This is a genomic window from Leptogranulimonas caecicola (genome assembly GCF_023168405.1).
Lineage (GTDB): Bacteria > Actinomycetota > Coriobacteriia > Coriobacteriales > Atopobiaceae > Leptogranulimonas > Leptogranulimonas caecicola.
Genome location: NZ_AP025285.1, coordinates 582,800 through 596,534, shown reverse-complemented (window position 1 = coordinate 596,534; position 13,735 = coordinate 582,800). Strand labels below are relative to the sequence as shown.

The window sequence follows — 13,735 nt, the reverse complement described above, 5'->3', positions numbered from 1 at the left end:
GGTGCCTCCTGGAAGGTCTCATGAAGAAAGGACCCTCATGGAAGCCAAGAAGCCCGAGGACACTTGCGTCCTCGTCACCGGTGGCGCCGGTTTTATCGGCAGCCATACCTGCATCGACCTGCTTGAGAACGGCTACCAGGTAGTCGTGGTGGACGATCTGTCCAACTCCAACCCCAAGGTGTTCGACCGCATGCGCCAGATCGTGGGCGACAAAGCCTTCGAGCGCCTGAGCTTTCACCAGGTGAACATCTGCGACCGCGCCGCCCTCGAAGAGGTCTTCGCCAACTACGACGTCGACCGCGTGATCCACTTCGCCGGCTTCAAGGCCGTGGGCGAATCTGTGGCAAAGCCGCTGGAGTACTATTCCAACAACATTGGGGGCACCCTCACCCTGTGCGAGGTCATGCGCAACGCCGGCTGCAAGGCCATCATCTTCTCCAGCTCGGCCACGGTCTACGGCGACCCCGACAGCCTCCCCCTCACCGAGCAGTCCCCCAAGAAGCCTGCCATCAACCCCTACGGCTGGTCCAAGTGGATGATCGAGCAGATCTTGACCGACCTCCACACTGCCGACCCCGAGTGGGACGTCGTCCTGCTTCGCTACTTCAACCCCATCGGCGCCCATCCTTCAGGGCTCATCGGCGAGGACCCCAAAGGCATCCCCAACAACCTGGTGCCCTACGTGGCCCAGACGGCCGTTGGCAAGCGCGAGGCCGTGCATGTCTTTGGCGACGATTACCCCACCCCCGACGGCACCGGCGTTCGCGACTACATTCACGTAAGCGACCTGGCCTCGGGCCACGTCGCCGCCCTGGCTTGGATGAACGGCAAGACCGGTGTAGAGATCTTCAATCTGGGCACCGGTGTGGGCTCCTCGGTCCTCGACGTGATCCACGAGTTCTCCCGCGCCTGCGGCCACGAGATCCCTTATGTCATCGATCCTCGTCGAGACGGCGACGTTGCCGAGAATTACGCCAACTGCGACAAGGCAGCCCGCGAGATGGGTTGGCACGCCAAGAACAACCTGGCCGACATGTGCCGCGACTCTTGGAACTGGCAGTCCAAAAACCCCGATGGGCTGGGAGAGTAGCATGGACTTTGAGAGTCCCGCGCCCCGCACCGGCGCCGATGACAATCCCTTTGCCATCTATGTGGCTTCTCAGCGCGATGCCATCGACAGCGAGCTGGCCGGCTGCTATGCCCTCTCCTTCAACCCTGACGTGAAGCGCTACCTCACTCGCCCCCTGCAGGACTTTTGCGCCCATGGCGGCAAGCGCGTGCGCCCTGCGTTGGTGCTTTTGTCGGCAGAATGCCTAGGCGGCTCCAGGGCCGCCGCCCTGCCTGCAGGCGCAGCCATCGAACAGTTCCAGACGGCAGCCCTGATCCATGACGACATCGCCGACGAGTCTGACACCCGGCGCGGCCTGCCTGCCATGCACATCACCCAGGGCGCTGGGCTTGCCATCAACGACGGCGACTATGCCTTAGTTGAGAGCTTTAGCTCAGTATTAGAAGATGAGCGCATTGATGACAGCCACAAGCTCTTGGTGCTCACCGAGATCTCCGAGATGATGCTTCGCACCGTCGAGGGCCAGGCACTGGATTTGGGATGGGCGAGAGACGGCCGCTGGGACCTTGACGTCGAGGATTACCTGGCCATGGCCACCCTTAAGACCGCCTATTACTCTGCCGGCTCGCCGCTGGCCATTGGCGCCATCCTCTCAAACGCCAACAATGAGGTGGTCGAAGAGCTGCGGCAGGCAGGCCTAGATGCAGGTCTTGCCTTCCAGATCAAAGACGATCTCCTTAACCTCTACGGCAATCCTGAGGTGGTGGGCAAAGACTATCGCGGTGACATCACCGAGGGAAAGCGTACCTTCTGCGCCCTCTGGGCCATCTCTCAGGGCACCCAAGAGCAACGGGAGAGTTTGGTATCCATCCTCTCCTCTCATACTGCCGACCCTGCCCAGCTGGAAGAAGCGGTGCACATCATGGAAGAGGCCGGCGCCATTCGACGTGCCAGCCAAACGGCACAAGACTACGCCCAGCGTGCCCAAAAGCGCCTCGAAGGCCTGGATTTGGCAGACACCCCAGCCAAGAAAGCCCTTCTGGCCATGCCCAGCTTTTTCGTAGACCGCAAGATCTAATGCCAAACCCTAGACGGCGCACATCTTTAGCCGACGCCGTCTTTTGCAATATCTTCGTGCGTGCCTGAGGACATGCACGTGAACTTATAAAGGAGCAACATGGAACCCATCCACGAGGGGATGAGCGGCATAGCCGTAGAAGACATTCAAGACCGTTTGGTCTCTTTGGGCTATACCATCGACGCTGCTGAGCGTGAGGGGGACCTCTTTGGCCCTTCCACCGCCAGCGCTGTGGCACGTTTCAGAGCCGATCATTCGTTGGCCGCCGGTGACGCGGTGGACACCGACACCTGGTCTGAGCTGGTGGACGAGTGCTACCACATGGGCGACCGCACGCTCTACCTTCGCCTCCCCAACTTCCATGGCAACGATGTGCGCACTGTGCAGACCGCCCTTTCCATCCTGGGCTTTCCCTGCGGAGCGGTTGACGGTTACTTTGGCGCCCACACCGAGGCCGCAGTGAAGCAGTTCCAAGAGAACGTGGGCATGTTCGCAGATGGCATGTGCTTCCAAGATACCTTCAAGGCCCTCTGGCGTCTCTACCATGTGTGGGGCGGCAAGGAGGCCAATGTTCCCCCCGATCCCATGGGCATTGGCTTTGCTCGAGCGGCCTCCGTCCTTGAGGAGAGCTCCATCGCGCTGTTCGCCTCTGATCCGGTAGGTCGCACAGTTGCCAGCCGCATTTGGAATCTGGCGAGCGCCACCAGCGAGAACTCCGGGCTCATGTTGCTCAACGACGGTTCTGAGATTCCCGAGGGGGCCACTGCCATTTTCGAGCTGGTATGTGAAGCCCCCGCACCCGAGCCCGGTATCACCACGGTTCGCATAGATGAAGCCACCGATCTTCCCCGCCGCATTCGCACCTCCTATGCAGCCAGCCGCCACAAGCCGCCCTATGTGCGCATCGAGCTGCCAGCGTCTGCCAGCGCCTATGACGGCACCTTTACCGCCAACAGCGCCCAAACCATCGCCGGCCTTATCCTAGACGGCATCTGCGCCGCCTTTGACGAGCAGAACTAGGCTGTCAATCAGCACCTTTCTCAAGTGGCAGGCCTTCCATCCTTAGCAGGACGGAAGGCCTTTTTGCGCTCTTGATGGCAACACGAAGCTCGAATAAAAAAGAACCCGCAGACAGGCTGCGGGTTCGAAAAATAGCCATTGGCTGGGGTACTAGGATTCGAACCTAGATAACTGGTACCAAAAACCAGGGTCCTGCCATTGAACGATACCCCAAGGGACAACCTAGTGTAACATGCCACGGCTGCGAGCTCAGTGAAAATATCTTCTGCATTTTTGACGCTTGGATCGAGAGTCCCGTGACAACCTTGAAGGGAATGGGTTTCTCGGCAAGGAAAGGTGTCAAGCGGTTAAGCATTCCTTCTGAAAGATGTGCTGACGGTCTCAGATGGCATTGCAAGGGCTTGAACCTTAAGCACCTGCGCTATGATGACAATGGTGCGCTGTTTTTGAGCGCCCGGCTTAGGAATAAGAGTCCTGATAAGACCCTCGTTTAAGCAACGCCTTGGAGGCGCATTCATGGAAACTACTGCCATCGTCTTAGCCGCTGGCGAAGGTACCCGTATGAAATCCAAACATCCCAAGGTAGCTCACAAGATGCTGGGGCGCCCTTTGGTGAGGTGGGCGGTAGAGGCTGCAAAGCAAGCTGGCGCCCAGCGCGCCATCGCCGTCATCGGCAATGGCGCCAGCGAGGTGAGAGAGATCCTCGCCGGCGAGCATGTGGAATGCGTGCTGCAGCAAGAACGTCTAGGAACCGGCCACGCCCTCCGCGTCGCATTGGACCAAGCCAATGTAGAGAGCGGATGCGTGGTTATTTTATATGGCGACACTCCCCTGGTAGAGCCTGCCACTATCAACGCCCTGTCTCAAAAGGTGATTCAAGAGGGCTATGCGGCAGCGGTGCTCACCATGGAGCCGCAAGACCCCACCGGCTATGGTCGTATCCTCTTTGACGAGAACGGCGCGGTGGCCGCCATCATCGAGCACAAAGATTGCACGCCAAAGCAGCAAGAAGAGCTGCGGGAGTGCAACTCGGGCATCTATGCCTTCGACGGGAGGCTGCTTAAGGCCCACGTGGGCGAGATCACCAATGACAACGCCCAGGGCGAGTACTACATCACCGACATGGTGGAGATCTTGAACCGTGCCGGCGAGCGCGTGGTGACCGTTCATGTGGATGACGACACAGAGCTTCTGGGAGTGAACTCCCGGCGTCAGCTGGCAGAGGCAACCAAGATCATGCAGAGGCGCATCAACGGCCGCCTGATGGATGCTGGCGTCACTATGCTGGACCCTGAGTGCGTGTGGGTAGGGCCCGAGGTCACCGTAGGCCGCGACACCGAGCTGTTACCGGGCACCTTCCTGTGGGGTTCCACCGCCATTGGCGAAGACTGTGTTGTGGGCCCCAATACCCGCCTCACCGATACCCAGGTGGGCAACGGCTGCACCATCGACGAGACGGTTGCACAAGACGTGGTCATCGAGAACCAGGTGGAGTGCGGCCCTCGCGCCTATCTGCGCCCGGGCACCCACATGCTGGACCATTCCAAGGCAGGCACCCACGTGGAGATCAAGAAATCCACCATTGGCCAAGGATCCAAGGTGCCCCATCTCTCCTACATTGGCGATACCACCATGGGCGAGGGCGTCAATGTGGGCGCCGGCTCCATTACCTGCAATTATGACGGCTACTCCAAGCATGCCACCACCATTGGAGACCATGCGTTCATTGGCTCCAACACCATGATGGTCGCCCCTGTAGCCATTGGCGAAGGCGCCCTCACCGGCGCCGCCAGCTGCATTGTCGAAGACGTCCCTGCAGGAGACCTAGGCATCGCCCGGGCCCGCCAGGTCAATGTCGAAGGGTACGCTGCCAAGCGCGCCGCCGCTCACGAGACTCATTAAGGAAAGGTAGCCATGAACTTGGATCAGGACCTCAACAAGCTCACGCCCATGGTAAAACGCTTCAAGCTCTATTCGGGCTCAAGCAATCCCGGGCTTGCCCAGCGCATCGCCGACGACCTTGGTGTCGAGCTTTCCGGCCTGCTGCTCGAGAAATTTGCCAACGGCGAGATCTATGCTCGCTTTGATGAGTCGGTACGTGGCGCAGACGTCTTCTTCATCCAGTCTATCGTGGGCACCAACGTCAACGACATGCTCATGGAGACCCTCATCGCAGCCGATGCGGCCCGCAGGGCTTCTTGCCGCACCTTCACCGCAGTAATCCCCCACTACGGCTATGCGCGCCAAGACCGCAAAGCCGCCCCTCGCGAACCCATCACCGCCCGCCTGGTAGCCAACCTGCTGGAGACCGCCGGCGTCGACCGCGTGGTCACGCTGGACCTGCATCAAAACCAGATCCAAGGCTTCTTTGACATCCCGGTGAACCACCTCACCGCCCTGCCTCTCTTTGGCAACTACTACAACGCCATGGGCTTCGACACCGACAACCTGGTGGTAGTCTCCCCCGACGTGGGCCGCGCCAAGGCAGCCAAGAAGCTCTCTGACATGCTGGGCTGCTCGCTGGCCATCGCCCACAAGGGCCGTCCTCGCCACAACCAGGCCGCCGTCACGGGCATCATCGGCGACATCGAGGGCAAGACCTGCATCGTCAACGACGACATGATCGACACCGCAGGCACCCTATGCGCCGGTGTGACAGAGCTCAAGAAGATGGGCGCCGGCGACATCTATGTATGCGCCACCCATGGCATCTTCTCGGGCCCCGGCGTCCAACGCATCGAGGAAGCCCCCATCGTGGAGTGCGTGGTCACCGACGCCGTGCCACTGGACCCCACCTGCCATGACGACAAGATCAAGGTCATCTCTGTGGCTGACGAGTTTGCCGAGTGCATCCAGCGCATCTACAACGAGATCTCTGTCTCTGGCATGTTTGGCGCCGACATGAACCTGTAGCGCGAAAGCTACGCTCACCTGTCTAAGGCGCCGTGGACCCTCATCAGGCCTGCGGCGCCTTTTCTTAAGCGTTTTGAGGAGTCCCCATGGCCATCAACGGCACCAACTTCAGGCTTGAGGAGTACCGGCGCTACGCCAGCCGCACCGAGGCGGCCGTCATCGACTTTGTCATAGGTCACATCGAAGAGGCCACCGATATGACCATCCGCCAGCTGGCCGACGCCAGCGGCACCTCCATCTCCACCATCATGCGGCTTTTGCAAAAGCTGGGCTACTCGGGCTATCGGGAGTTCAAAAGCGCCCTCATCTACGATTTGGCCGCCCGCCGCCGCTCCGAGCGATCCACCCTGGGCGACGTGGCGCCCGGCGACTCCACCCGCTCCATCATCCATAAGACTTGCGCCCGCTCCATCCGCGCCATCGACGCCACCGAGGGCACCCTGGACATCCCTGCCCTGGAAGAGGCGGCCCGGCTCCTGGAGCAAGCCCGGACAGTGGCGCTCTTTGGCATGGGCGCCTCTCAGCTGGTGGCCCAGGACCTCTCCCTCAAGCTCCTGAGAGCCAACATCTTCTGCCTGTGCTTCGAGGATTGGCACGCCCAGCTCACCGCAGCCAAGAACCTTACCGAGAAGGACGTGGCCGTCGCCTTCTCCTACTCGGGGCGGACTCAGGAGGTCATCAAGTGCGCCCAGACCGCCACGGCGGCCGGGGCCCCGCTCATCGCCATCACCAGTGTGGCAGAGAGCCCTGACCTGGCTCGCTGCGCCAACGTAGTCCTAGGGGTGGCTGCCAGCGAGCATGGGCTGCGCAGTGGCGCCATGGCCAGCCGCATCGCCCAGCTCACCGTCATCGACATCCTGTTCACCACTCTGGCTGCCCGTAACTACCAGCGCACCACCCAGCTGTTCGCCAGAAACTACTACGAGCAAGGCTAGCCGCAAGCTCAAAAAGCCCCGCCCGGCAATCCAGCTGCCGAGCGGGGCTTAAGCGTTGGGTGTCCTGCGCCTTAGGGCAATGCGGCCCCACGAGCCTTGAAGTCGTCGTGATAGCTCTGGATATAGCGCTGGTACCAGGCGAAGCTGTCCTTCTTAAGGCGTCGGTAGGTCCCCTGGCCGGCATCGTCGGCGTCTACATAGACCACGCCATAGCGCTTGGACATCTCGCAGGAGCCTGCGCTCACGATGTCGATGACGCCCCAGAGGATGAAGCCCAACACGTCCACGCCGTCTTGCTGAGCCAGAAGGATCTGTTCGAAATGCCGCTTAAGGTACTGAATGCGGTAGGGGTCGTGGATCTGGCCGTCGGCCTCCACGGTGTCGCGGGCCCCAAAGCCGCACTCGCTCACAAAGACCGGCTTATGGGTGCGGTCATAGAAGGCGTTGAGCTGGGTGCGCAGGCCCTCTGGGTCGATCTGCCAGCCCCACTCGCTGGCCTCAAGATAGGGGTTCTTGAGGCTGCACACCAGGTTGCCGGCCGTTTGCTCGCCGTTGCCCTCGGCGGCAAGCACCGAGCTGGAGTAGTAGGAGAAGCTCACAAAGTCGCAGGAGTACTTGGCAAAGAGCTCCAGGTCCTCGTCGCGGATATCCACGGTGATGTGGTGGTCCCTGTAGAAGGCGTCCATGTAGTAGGGCTGGATCCCGTTGGCGAGCACGTCCACCGGATACCAGACGTTAACCTGCTCGTCGTGGAACTTCACCCAGTTGTCTTTGGGCGAGCAGCTGTAGGGGTAGTAGCAGAAGGCCGCCACCATGCAGCCCGACTGAGCCTCAGGGCAGATCTGGCGCTGGGCGCGGATGACCCGGGCGCTGGCCACAAACTGGTGGTGCAGGCTTGAGAAGACCTGGGACTGGTCGTAGGGGCCGTCCTCGGGCTTTAGGAGCCCCACGCCGTTCCAGGGCGAGAAGTAGCCGGCATTGATCTCGTTGAAGGGCAGGTAGTAGTCGATCATCTGCCCCCAACGCTCAAAGACCACCCGGGCATAGCGCTCGTAGAGGTCGATGAGGCGGCGGTTGGTCCAGCCCCCGTAGGCCTCCACCAGGTGCAGCGGCACCGCATAGTGGGTGAGCGTGAGGAAGGTCTTCATGCCCGCAGCCTTCACGGCCTCAAAGACCCGGTCGTAATAGGCCAGGCCCTCAGGATTAGGCTCAGCCTCGTCCCCTTCAGGGAAGAGCCTGGCCCAGCTGATGGAGAACCGATAGATGTCGATGCCCAGCTCGCGCAGTAGGTCGATGTCCTCCTGCAGGTGGCTAAAGCCCTCGGTGCCTCGGGTGAACGGGTAGTTTCCCTGGCCTGCCTCAAGGTCGCGCTTGGCAGCCTTGACCGCTTGGGCGGTAAGCAGGCGGGTCTCACAGGTGGCGTTGGAGGTGCGGGGCTTCCAAGGGCGCACGTCCTGGGTGTCCAGCCCTTTGCCCCCTGCCCTGAAGCCGCCTTCATACTGCGACGAGGCGGTGGCGCCGCCCCAAAGAAGCTCGCGAGCCATAGATAACCTTCTTTACTTCCTAGAAGCTTGTGTGATCGATGGACTACCCATTGCCGAGAAGCCCTTGGCCTCGGCAGCCGAGACCCTGTACCTCTAGAGCGCCAGCTCCCCCAGCGTCATCCGGGCGTTGAGCCAGGCCCCATAGAGCGGGCTGTGGCGTGGGGCCACCAGGCGCACGCGCTTGTCCAGCCGGGCCTTGAGGGGCTCCAACAACAGTGCCCCTGCCGAGAAAAGGCCCCCTGTGTAGGAGCAGGCTACGCTCTGTTGGGGCTCAGCCTGGCGCAGGCAGCCGGAGACCAGCGACGCCAGCTGGCAGGCCGCTTGCTCCACCAGGGAGCCTGCCGCTCGGTCGCCCTCGGATGCCAGCCCCATCAGCACGGGCGCCAGAGTGCCCAGCAGGCGTCGAGCGTCTGCTGCCTGAGCCAGGCGCTCTACCAGGTCCTGAGGCTTTTGGATGTCCAAGGCCTCGCAGAGCCGGTCTTCCAGGGGTTGGTCCTTCTCGGCACCCCCATCTGCGGCCCTCAAGACGTAGCTGGCTGCGGCTTTGCCCAGCCAGGCTCCCGAGCCCTCGTCGCCCAGCATGAAGCCCCAGCCGCCAGCGCGCACCCAGGCTCCGTCGATGACGCCCGTGCAGATGGAGCCGGTGCCAGCCACCAGCAGCAGACCCTCTGCGCCTTCCAGGGCGCCCAGGCGTGCGGCCTCGGCATCGCTGATCACCAACAGCGAGCGGGCATCGCCCAGTCCTTGGCGCACCGCCTGATCCAAGGGCCGCTGGCGCCCAGGCCCATAGCCGGCGAGCCCCAAAGAGACCACGCAGTCAGCCAGAGACACGTCCGCCTCGGCACAGACCCTTCTGGCTCCGGCAGACAGGCGCTCGCCCATGGCCTCAAGGCCGATCTGGCCGGGATGGCAGGTGGCAGTCTCCAGATAGGCCAGCTGGGAGCCCCGGGCGTCCATTACAGCGAAGCGGCAGCGGGTTCCCCCGCCGTCCACAGCGATCACAGGCATAGGGCCTCCCTTCTCTTCAAAGGTGCGGGCAGGATGCGCGGGCGGGAGGCTGCCTGGCAGCTCCCGCCCAAAGGTCAGTCCAGAAAGGCTAGCAAGCCTTGGCGGCCTCGGACTCGTCCTGCTTCTCCTCGTCCAGGATCTGCTTCTCCCAGGCGCGGAAGAACGGGTAGTAGATACACACGCCGATGGCGATGAGCACGACGTTGAGCACTGCCGCGCGCCAGTCGCCGCCGCAGGCCAAGAAGGCGCCCACAGGGCCAGGGAGCGTCCAGGGGACGATGGCGCCCACAAACCGGCCCACCAAGCCCACGGAGAGCGCGAAATAGGCGATGAGGGTGTTCACCACCGGGGTGAGGATGAGCGGGATGAGCATGGTGGGGTTGAGCACCAAAGGCACGCCAAACATCAGAGGCTCGTTGATGTTGAAGATGGCCGGGATGATGGTGGCCTTGCCCATAGTCTTGCCGTACTTGGAGCGGGCGCAGAAGAGCAGCAGGATGGCCAAGGAGATGGTGCAGCCCGAGCCGCCGATCTGCACAAACCACTGGAAGAAAGGCTCGGAGATCACATGGGGCAGGGCCTGGCCGGCGGCATAGGCGGCGGCGTTCTCATCCAGAAGCACCAGCCAGAGCGGGCGGGCGATGGAGTAGACCACCGAGCTGCCGTGGATGCCAAAGAACCAGAAGAGCATCTCAAGGAAGACGATGACCAGGGCGGCGCCCAGGGTGTCGACGCCGGAGACCAGCGGCATGATCAGCGCGGTGATGAAGTCGTGGATGTTGAAGCCGCCCCACAGGCAGACCGCGGAGAACAGGAAGAAGATGATGGCCGTAGGGATCAGGGCCGCGAAGGAGTTGGACACAGCCTCGGGCACCTGGGGCGGCATCTTAATGGTGAGCTTGTGCTGGATGCATTGGCGATAGATCTCCACCGCCACGAAGGCGGCGATGATGGCCACGAAGAGCTGGCCAGTGCCCAGGTAGTTCATGTTCATGACGTAGGCCCCGTTGACGGCGGCCATGGCGTCGGGGAAGCCGGCGTCTGCCAGAGGAGAGGCGGCCAGGGCGGCGTTGACGGCGTCGTTTAGGTCAGGCATCATCACCGGCACGATGGTGAGCAGCATGGCCATCACCGAAAGCAGGCCGCTCATGAGGCCGTCCACCTTATAGGAGCGTCCCAGAGAGTAGCCTATGCCAAAGCAGGCATAGAGCGACAGGATGTACATGGACATGCGGTAGGGCAAAAGGATCTTCACTGCGTTGGCCTTGAGCCAGGCGGCCAGCGCCCAATCGGCGGGCATCTGGTTGTAGGCAAAGGCGATGACCATCAAGAACGAGCTGACGATGATCAAGGGCAGCGTCGAGACGATGCCGTCGCGGATGGCGCGCAGGTGACGCTGCTCGGCGACCCGCGCCATAGGGCCGGCCAAATGCTCATCGATCCAGCCGGACATGGTTTCGAAGAATGACATGCTTGCTCCTTTGAAGCTTGGCCAAAAGGACGGCTACTGGCTGACCAGATCAGGCACCAGCTCGGCCAGCTGGCCAAAGAGCTTGGAGCCTCCCATGGGGCTGTAGGCCATGGGAGCGATCAGGACGATAGGCACACCCGCAGCCTGAGCCACAGCCTCCAGGTCCTTATAGCGATGGCGCACCTGAGGGGCCACCATAACCGCGTCGATGGCCTCTTCCTTGAGCTCGTCCTCCAGAGCAGAGGTGCCACAGGCATCCACCTGGATGGCCAGGCCGCGCTTCTCGGCCTCCTTCTTGAGGGCGTCCTCGGCGATGGTGGAGCTCATGCCGCCCGAGCATACGATTAAGACCTTCATTGCTTCCTCCTTAACGAGAAGTGCTTAGCGTGCGACCAGCGAATCTGCCGGGTAATGCGTAGCTTTCTCCTTTTAGGCTACCTATTGCCTTGTTCTTAGTTTGCTTTAAGTAATCCATTACGCTCTTGGATGGTGCTTTTAGACATCCTATTGCCTAGTAAGCGCAGCAAAAGATAATGAAGAGCACCAGGGCACTGGCGAGCGAGAGCAGGCCTCCCACCCACCAAAAGGCTCTGACGGGGCCGCGGGACTCCTCGTGAAAGAACTGCATGATAGCAATGGAGAACCCTATGGCCATCCCGCCGAGAACCGCCGAAGGCAGCTGCCAGGGACCCAGGGTGGCCCGGAAGAGGTCGGGAATGAAGAAAAACGCCAGCACCATGGCGAACACCGCCACCGCTGCCGAGGCGAAGCCAAAGCGCGGGATGTCGTAGTCTGTGGCGCCAAACCACTGGCAGGCCAGGCCGTGGCCTGCCACAGCCTTAAGCTCTGCCTCCGAGCGGCTCTCGAGCACTTGGGACACCTGAGGCGCACCAGAGGGTTTCTTAGACATGGGAGGCTCCTTCCAGCTCTTCCAAACGCTTCTCGAGCTTGGTGACCTGCTCCTGCAAGGCGATGAGATGGCCGATAAGGGACTGGGCTTCCAGGGCGCACATGAGGTGGTCCTGGGCATGAATGAAGATCATGTCGATGGGGATGTCTTCCCCGGCCGCAGACTTCTGGATGAACTGGGTCTGGATCTTATGAGCCTCCACCAGGTCTCTCTCAGAGGCACCCAGAAGCTCTCGGGCTTGGGCAAAGTCGCCGGCCTCGGCCACTTCCAGCGCCTCGTAGGCCATGCCCTTGGCATTGCCGCCCACCGCGACGATCTCAAAGCTCTTCTCCAGACAGGTTTCGCGATCCATAAGTGAGGTCCTTTCCCTCTAGCGGGTTGATGTGCGAGATCTTGGTCGGAGCCTTTAGGCTTCCCAGGAAGGCTAGTGGCCCCCACAAGCAACGGTGTCTGATCCCACGGGTCTTCCGGCCAGCCTCAAAGCCTCTCTCACCTGGCCGGAAGCCTGGTCCAAATAGCCCTGGGCCGCCTGAGCGTCCACCTGGGCCAGGGTCATGACTATGGCGACTTTGGGATAGTAGTGAGCCTCTGCCAACAGCCGCTGGGCCTTCTCGGCATCGAGGCCTGTGGCCTCCGCCACAATGCGCACCGACCGAGCGCGCAGCTTGTCGTTGGTGGGCTGCACGTCCACCATGAGATTGCTAAAGGCCTTGCCCAATCCCACCAGCGAGCCCGTAGAGATCATGTTGAGGATCATCTTTTGGGCGGTGCCTGCCTTGAGGCGGGTGGAGCCGCAGAGCACCTCAGGACCGCAGGCAGGCTCGATGGCCAGGTCGGCGGCGCGGCCCACCGCAGAACCGGGCGTGCAGGCGATGGCCACGGTCTTGCAGCCCTGGCTACGGGCGTAGTCCAAGCCCCCCAGCACATAGGGGGTGCGACCGCTGGCGGCGATGCCGATGGCCAGGTCGGCAGGGCCAAGGTCGATGGAGGCCAGGTCGGCGGCTCCGAGCGCCGGGTCGTCCTCGGCCCCCTCCACCGCCTTCACAAAGGCCTGCTGGCCGCCGGCGATAAGGCCGATGACCACGTTGTCGGTGACTCCAAAGGTGGGGCGGCATTCCACCGCGTCCAGAAGGCCCAGCCTCCCTGAGGTGCCCGCGCCAAAATAGACGATGCGGCCCCGGGCCTTGAGCGACGCGCGGCCCCAGGTGATGGCCTGGGCGACCTCAGGGACTACCTGGCCCACTGCGGCTGCCACCTGGGCGTCCTCCTGGTTCATGGCCTCAGCCACCTCCAGGGGGGTCATTACATCAAGGTTTATGGTATGCGGGTTTCTTCCTTCAGTGGTCAAGCCCGAAAGATCAACCATCTTCGTTGCCTTTCTGAGGGGGTATCCGGCTGCGATGCGCCCTTGGGATCTTGGGGGCGTCTCTGCCATTGAGTATCCCAGTGAATTGGTAAATGCCATTTAAGATTGTTTCAATGAACTGTTTGTTTCGCATATTGAGAAAGCCAGGCCGGAATCAGGCCGCTAGCGGCACTCCCTTAACCGCTGGCCGATAGGTTTCTAAATCGCCTATGACTTATCTATGCAATGGCCTGTCACCGTTGCCGCTTGGCCGCAGATCTGGCCACCCTTGGCCCAGATGCTTTCAGCCCATGGATAACCTTGGGATCGCACGGCCCCAAGCAGCCCAGAAGGACTTCTTATGTCGCGCATTTATGCGCAATCTTATTGCTTATATATGATCGTTTTTGCCTATTCTTGCTACCGTTTACAGGCTATTTTC

At 61.7% G+C, this 13,735-nt stretch carries 13 protein-coding genes and 1 tRNA gene; 6 read left to right on the top strand and 8 right to left on the bottom strand.

What is annotated here, in order from left to right; genetic code table 11:
• The first annotated feature begins 37 nt into the window (after nucleotides 1-37).
• The 3 genes from galE (at nucleotide 38) to OR601_RS02685 (ending at nucleotide 3,167) form a co-directional block, all read left to right on the top strand.
• A complete protein-coding gene (galE, locus tag OR601_RS02695) occupies nucleotides 38-1,090 on the top strand; it encodes a UDP-glucose 4-epimerase GalE (RefSeq protein WP_265592107.1) in 1,053 nt (350 codons plus the stop codon).
• 1 nt (nucleotide 1,091) lies between these two features.
• A complete protein-coding gene (locus tag OR601_RS02690; RefSeq protein ID WP_265592106.1) occupies nucleotides 1,092-2,147 on the top strand; it encodes a polyprenyl synthetase family protein in 1,056 nt (351 codons plus the stop codon).
• Nucleotides 2,148-2,246: 99 nt separating this feature from the next.
• Nucleotides 2,247-3,167 (top strand): peptidoglycan-binding domain-containing protein, encoded by a 921-nt coding sequence (locus OR601_RS02685; RefSeq protein WP_136012435.1) that lies wholly within the window; start codon nucleotides 2,247-2,249, stop codon nucleotides 3,165-3,167.
• A gap of 139 nt (nucleotides 3,168-3,306) precedes the next feature.
• On the opposite strand, the gene OR601_RS02680 is transcribed toward OR601_RS02685, so the two are convergent.
• Nucleotides 3,307-3,380 (bottom strand) — tRNA-Gln (locus OR601_RS02680).
• A 303-nt stretch (nucleotides 3,381-3,683) separates the two neighbouring features.
• On the opposite strand from OR601_RS02680, the gene glmU reads away from it, so the two are divergent.
• The 3 genes from glmU (at nucleotide 3,684) to OR601_RS02665 (ending at nucleotide 7,015) form a co-directional block, all read left to right on the top strand.
• Complete coding sequence (gene glmU / locus OR601_RS02675) at nucleotides 3,684-5,069, top strand: bifunctional UDP-N-acetylglucosamine diphosphorylase/glucosamine-1-phosphate N-acetyltransferase GlmU (RefSeq protein ID WP_265592105.1); 1,386 nt, start codon at nucleotides 3,684-3,686, stop codon at nucleotides 5,067-5,069.
• A 12-nt stretch (nucleotides 5,070-5,081) separates the two neighbouring features.
• Nucleotides 5,082-6,080, top strand: coding sequence for a ribose-phosphate diphosphokinase (locus tag OR601_RS02670; protein WP_247647615.1), 999 nt, complete (start codon nucleotides 5,082-5,084; stop codon nucleotides 6,078-6,080).
• A gap of 86 nt (nucleotides 6,081-6,166) precedes the next feature.
• The gene (locus tag OR601_RS02665; protein WP_136012433.1) at nucleotides 6,167-7,015 is read left to right on the top strand and encodes a MurR/RpiR family transcriptional regulator; all 849 of its coding nucleotides are present in this window, start codon (nucleotides 6,167-6,169) and stop codon (nucleotides 7,013-7,015) included.
• Nucleotides 7,016-7,086: 71 nt separating this feature from the next.
• Here OR601_RS02665 and OR601_RS02660 read toward each other — a convergent pair whose 3' ends face one another.
• The 7 genes from OR601_RS02660 to murQ all read right to left on the bottom strand — a co-directional run bounded on the left by OR601_RS02660 (nucleotide 7,087) and on the right by murQ (nucleotide 13,314).
• On the bottom strand, nucleotides 7,087-8,559 hold the full coding sequence (locus OR601_RS02660; protein WP_136012432.1) for a glycoside hydrolase family 1 protein: 1,473 nt from the start codon (nucleotides 8,557-8,559) through the stop codon (nucleotides 7,087-7,089).
• Between the two features lie 93 nt (nucleotides 8,560-8,652).
• Entirely contained in the window at nucleotides 8,653-9,567 is a 915-nt protein-coding gene (locus OR601_RS02655) for an N-acetylglucosamine kinase (protein WP_265592104.1), read from the bottom strand.
• A gap of 88 nt (nucleotides 9,568-9,655) precedes the next feature.
• Nucleotides 9,656-11,038 (bottom strand): PTS sugar transporter subunit IIC, encoded by a 1,383-nt coding sequence (locus OR601_RS02650; RefSeq protein ID WP_136012430.1) that lies wholly within the window; start codon nucleotides 11,036-11,038, stop codon nucleotides 9,656-9,658.
• A gap of 33 nt (nucleotides 11,039-11,071) precedes the next feature.
• Nucleotides 11,072-11,395, bottom strand: coding sequence for a PTS sugar transporter subunit IIB (locus tag OR601_RS02645; protein WP_136012429.1), 324 nt, complete (start codon nucleotides 11,393-11,395; stop codon nucleotides 11,072-11,074).
• Between the two features lie 154 nt (nucleotides 11,396-11,549).
• Complete coding sequence (locus OR601_RS02640; RefSeq protein WP_265592103.1) at nucleotides 11,550-11,948, bottom strand: hypothetical protein; 399 nt, start codon at nucleotides 11,946-11,948, stop codon at nucleotides 11,550-11,552.
• Nucleotides 11,941-12,300 (bottom strand): PTS lactose/cellobiose transporter subunit IIA, encoded by a 360-nt coding sequence (locus tag OR601_RS02635; protein ID WP_136012427.1) that lies wholly within the window; start codon nucleotides 12,298-12,300, stop codon nucleotides 11,941-11,943. Before OR601_RS02635 ends, OR601_RS02640 begins: the two co-directional genes overlap by 8 nt.
• A 72-nt stretch (nucleotides 12,301-12,372) precedes the next feature.
• On the bottom strand, nucleotides 12,373-13,314 hold the full coding sequence (gene murQ, locus OR601_RS02630) for an N-acetylmuramic acid 6-phosphate etherase (RefSeq protein ID WP_136012426.1): 942 nt from the start codon (nucleotides 13,312-13,314) through the stop codon (nucleotides 12,373-12,375).
• Nucleotides 13,315-13,735: the final 421 nt, after the last annotated feature.

Excerpts from the sequence above, each read along its gene's own strand:
- murQ (WP_136012426.1), bottom strand. The coding sequence starts at position 13,314 with ATGGTTGATCTTTCGGGCTTGACCACTGAAGGAAGAAACCCGCATACC.
- OR601_RS02645 (WP_136012429.1), bottom strand. The coding sequence starts at position 11,395 with ATGAAGGTCTTAATCGTATGCTCGGGCGGCATGAGCTCCACCATCGCC.
- OR601_RS02650 (WP_136012430.1), bottom strand. The coding sequence starts at position 11,038 with ATGTCATTCTTCGAAACCATGTCCGGCTGGATCGATGAGCATTTGGCC.
- galE (WP_265592107.1), top strand. The coding sequence starts at position 38 with ATGGAAGCCAAGAAGCCCGAGGACACTTGCGTCCTCGTCACCGGTGGC.
- glmU (WP_265592105.1), top strand. The coding sequence starts at position 3,684 with ATGGAAACTACTGCCATCGTCTTAGCCGCTGGCGAAGGTACCCGTATG.
- OR601_RS02635 (WP_136012427.1), bottom strand. The coding sequence starts at position 12,300 with ATGGATCGCGAAACCTGTCTGGAGAAGAGCTTTGAGATCGTCGCGGTG.
- OR601_RS02690 (WP_265592106.1), top strand. The coding sequence starts at position 1,092 with ATGGACTTTGAGAGTCCCGCGCCCCGCACCGGCGCCGATGACAATCCC.
- OR601_RS02660 (WP_136012432.1), bottom strand. The coding sequence starts at position 8,559 with ATGGCTCGCGAGCTTCTTTGGGGCGGCGCCACCGCCTCGTCGCAGTAT.
- OR601_RS02655 (WP_265592104.1), bottom strand. The coding sequence starts at position 9,567 with ATGCCTGTGATCGCTGTGGACGGCGGGGGAACCCGCTGCCGCTTCGCT.
- OR601_RS02665 (WP_136012433.1), top strand. The coding sequence starts at position 6,167 with ATGGCCATCAACGGCACCAACTTCAGGCTTGAGGAGTACCGGCGCTAC.
- OR601_RS02670 (WP_247647615.1), top strand. The coding sequence starts at position 5,082 with ATGAACTTGGATCAGGACCTCAACAAGCTCACGCCCATGGTAAAACGC.
- OR601_RS02640 (WP_265592103.1), bottom strand. The coding sequence starts at position 11,948 with ATGTCTAAGAAACCCTCTGGTGCGCCTCAGGTGTCCCAAGTGCTCGAG.
- OR601_RS02685 (WP_136012435.1), top strand. The coding sequence starts at position 2,247 with ATGGAACCCATCCACGAGGGGATGAGCGGCATAGCCGTAGAAGACATT.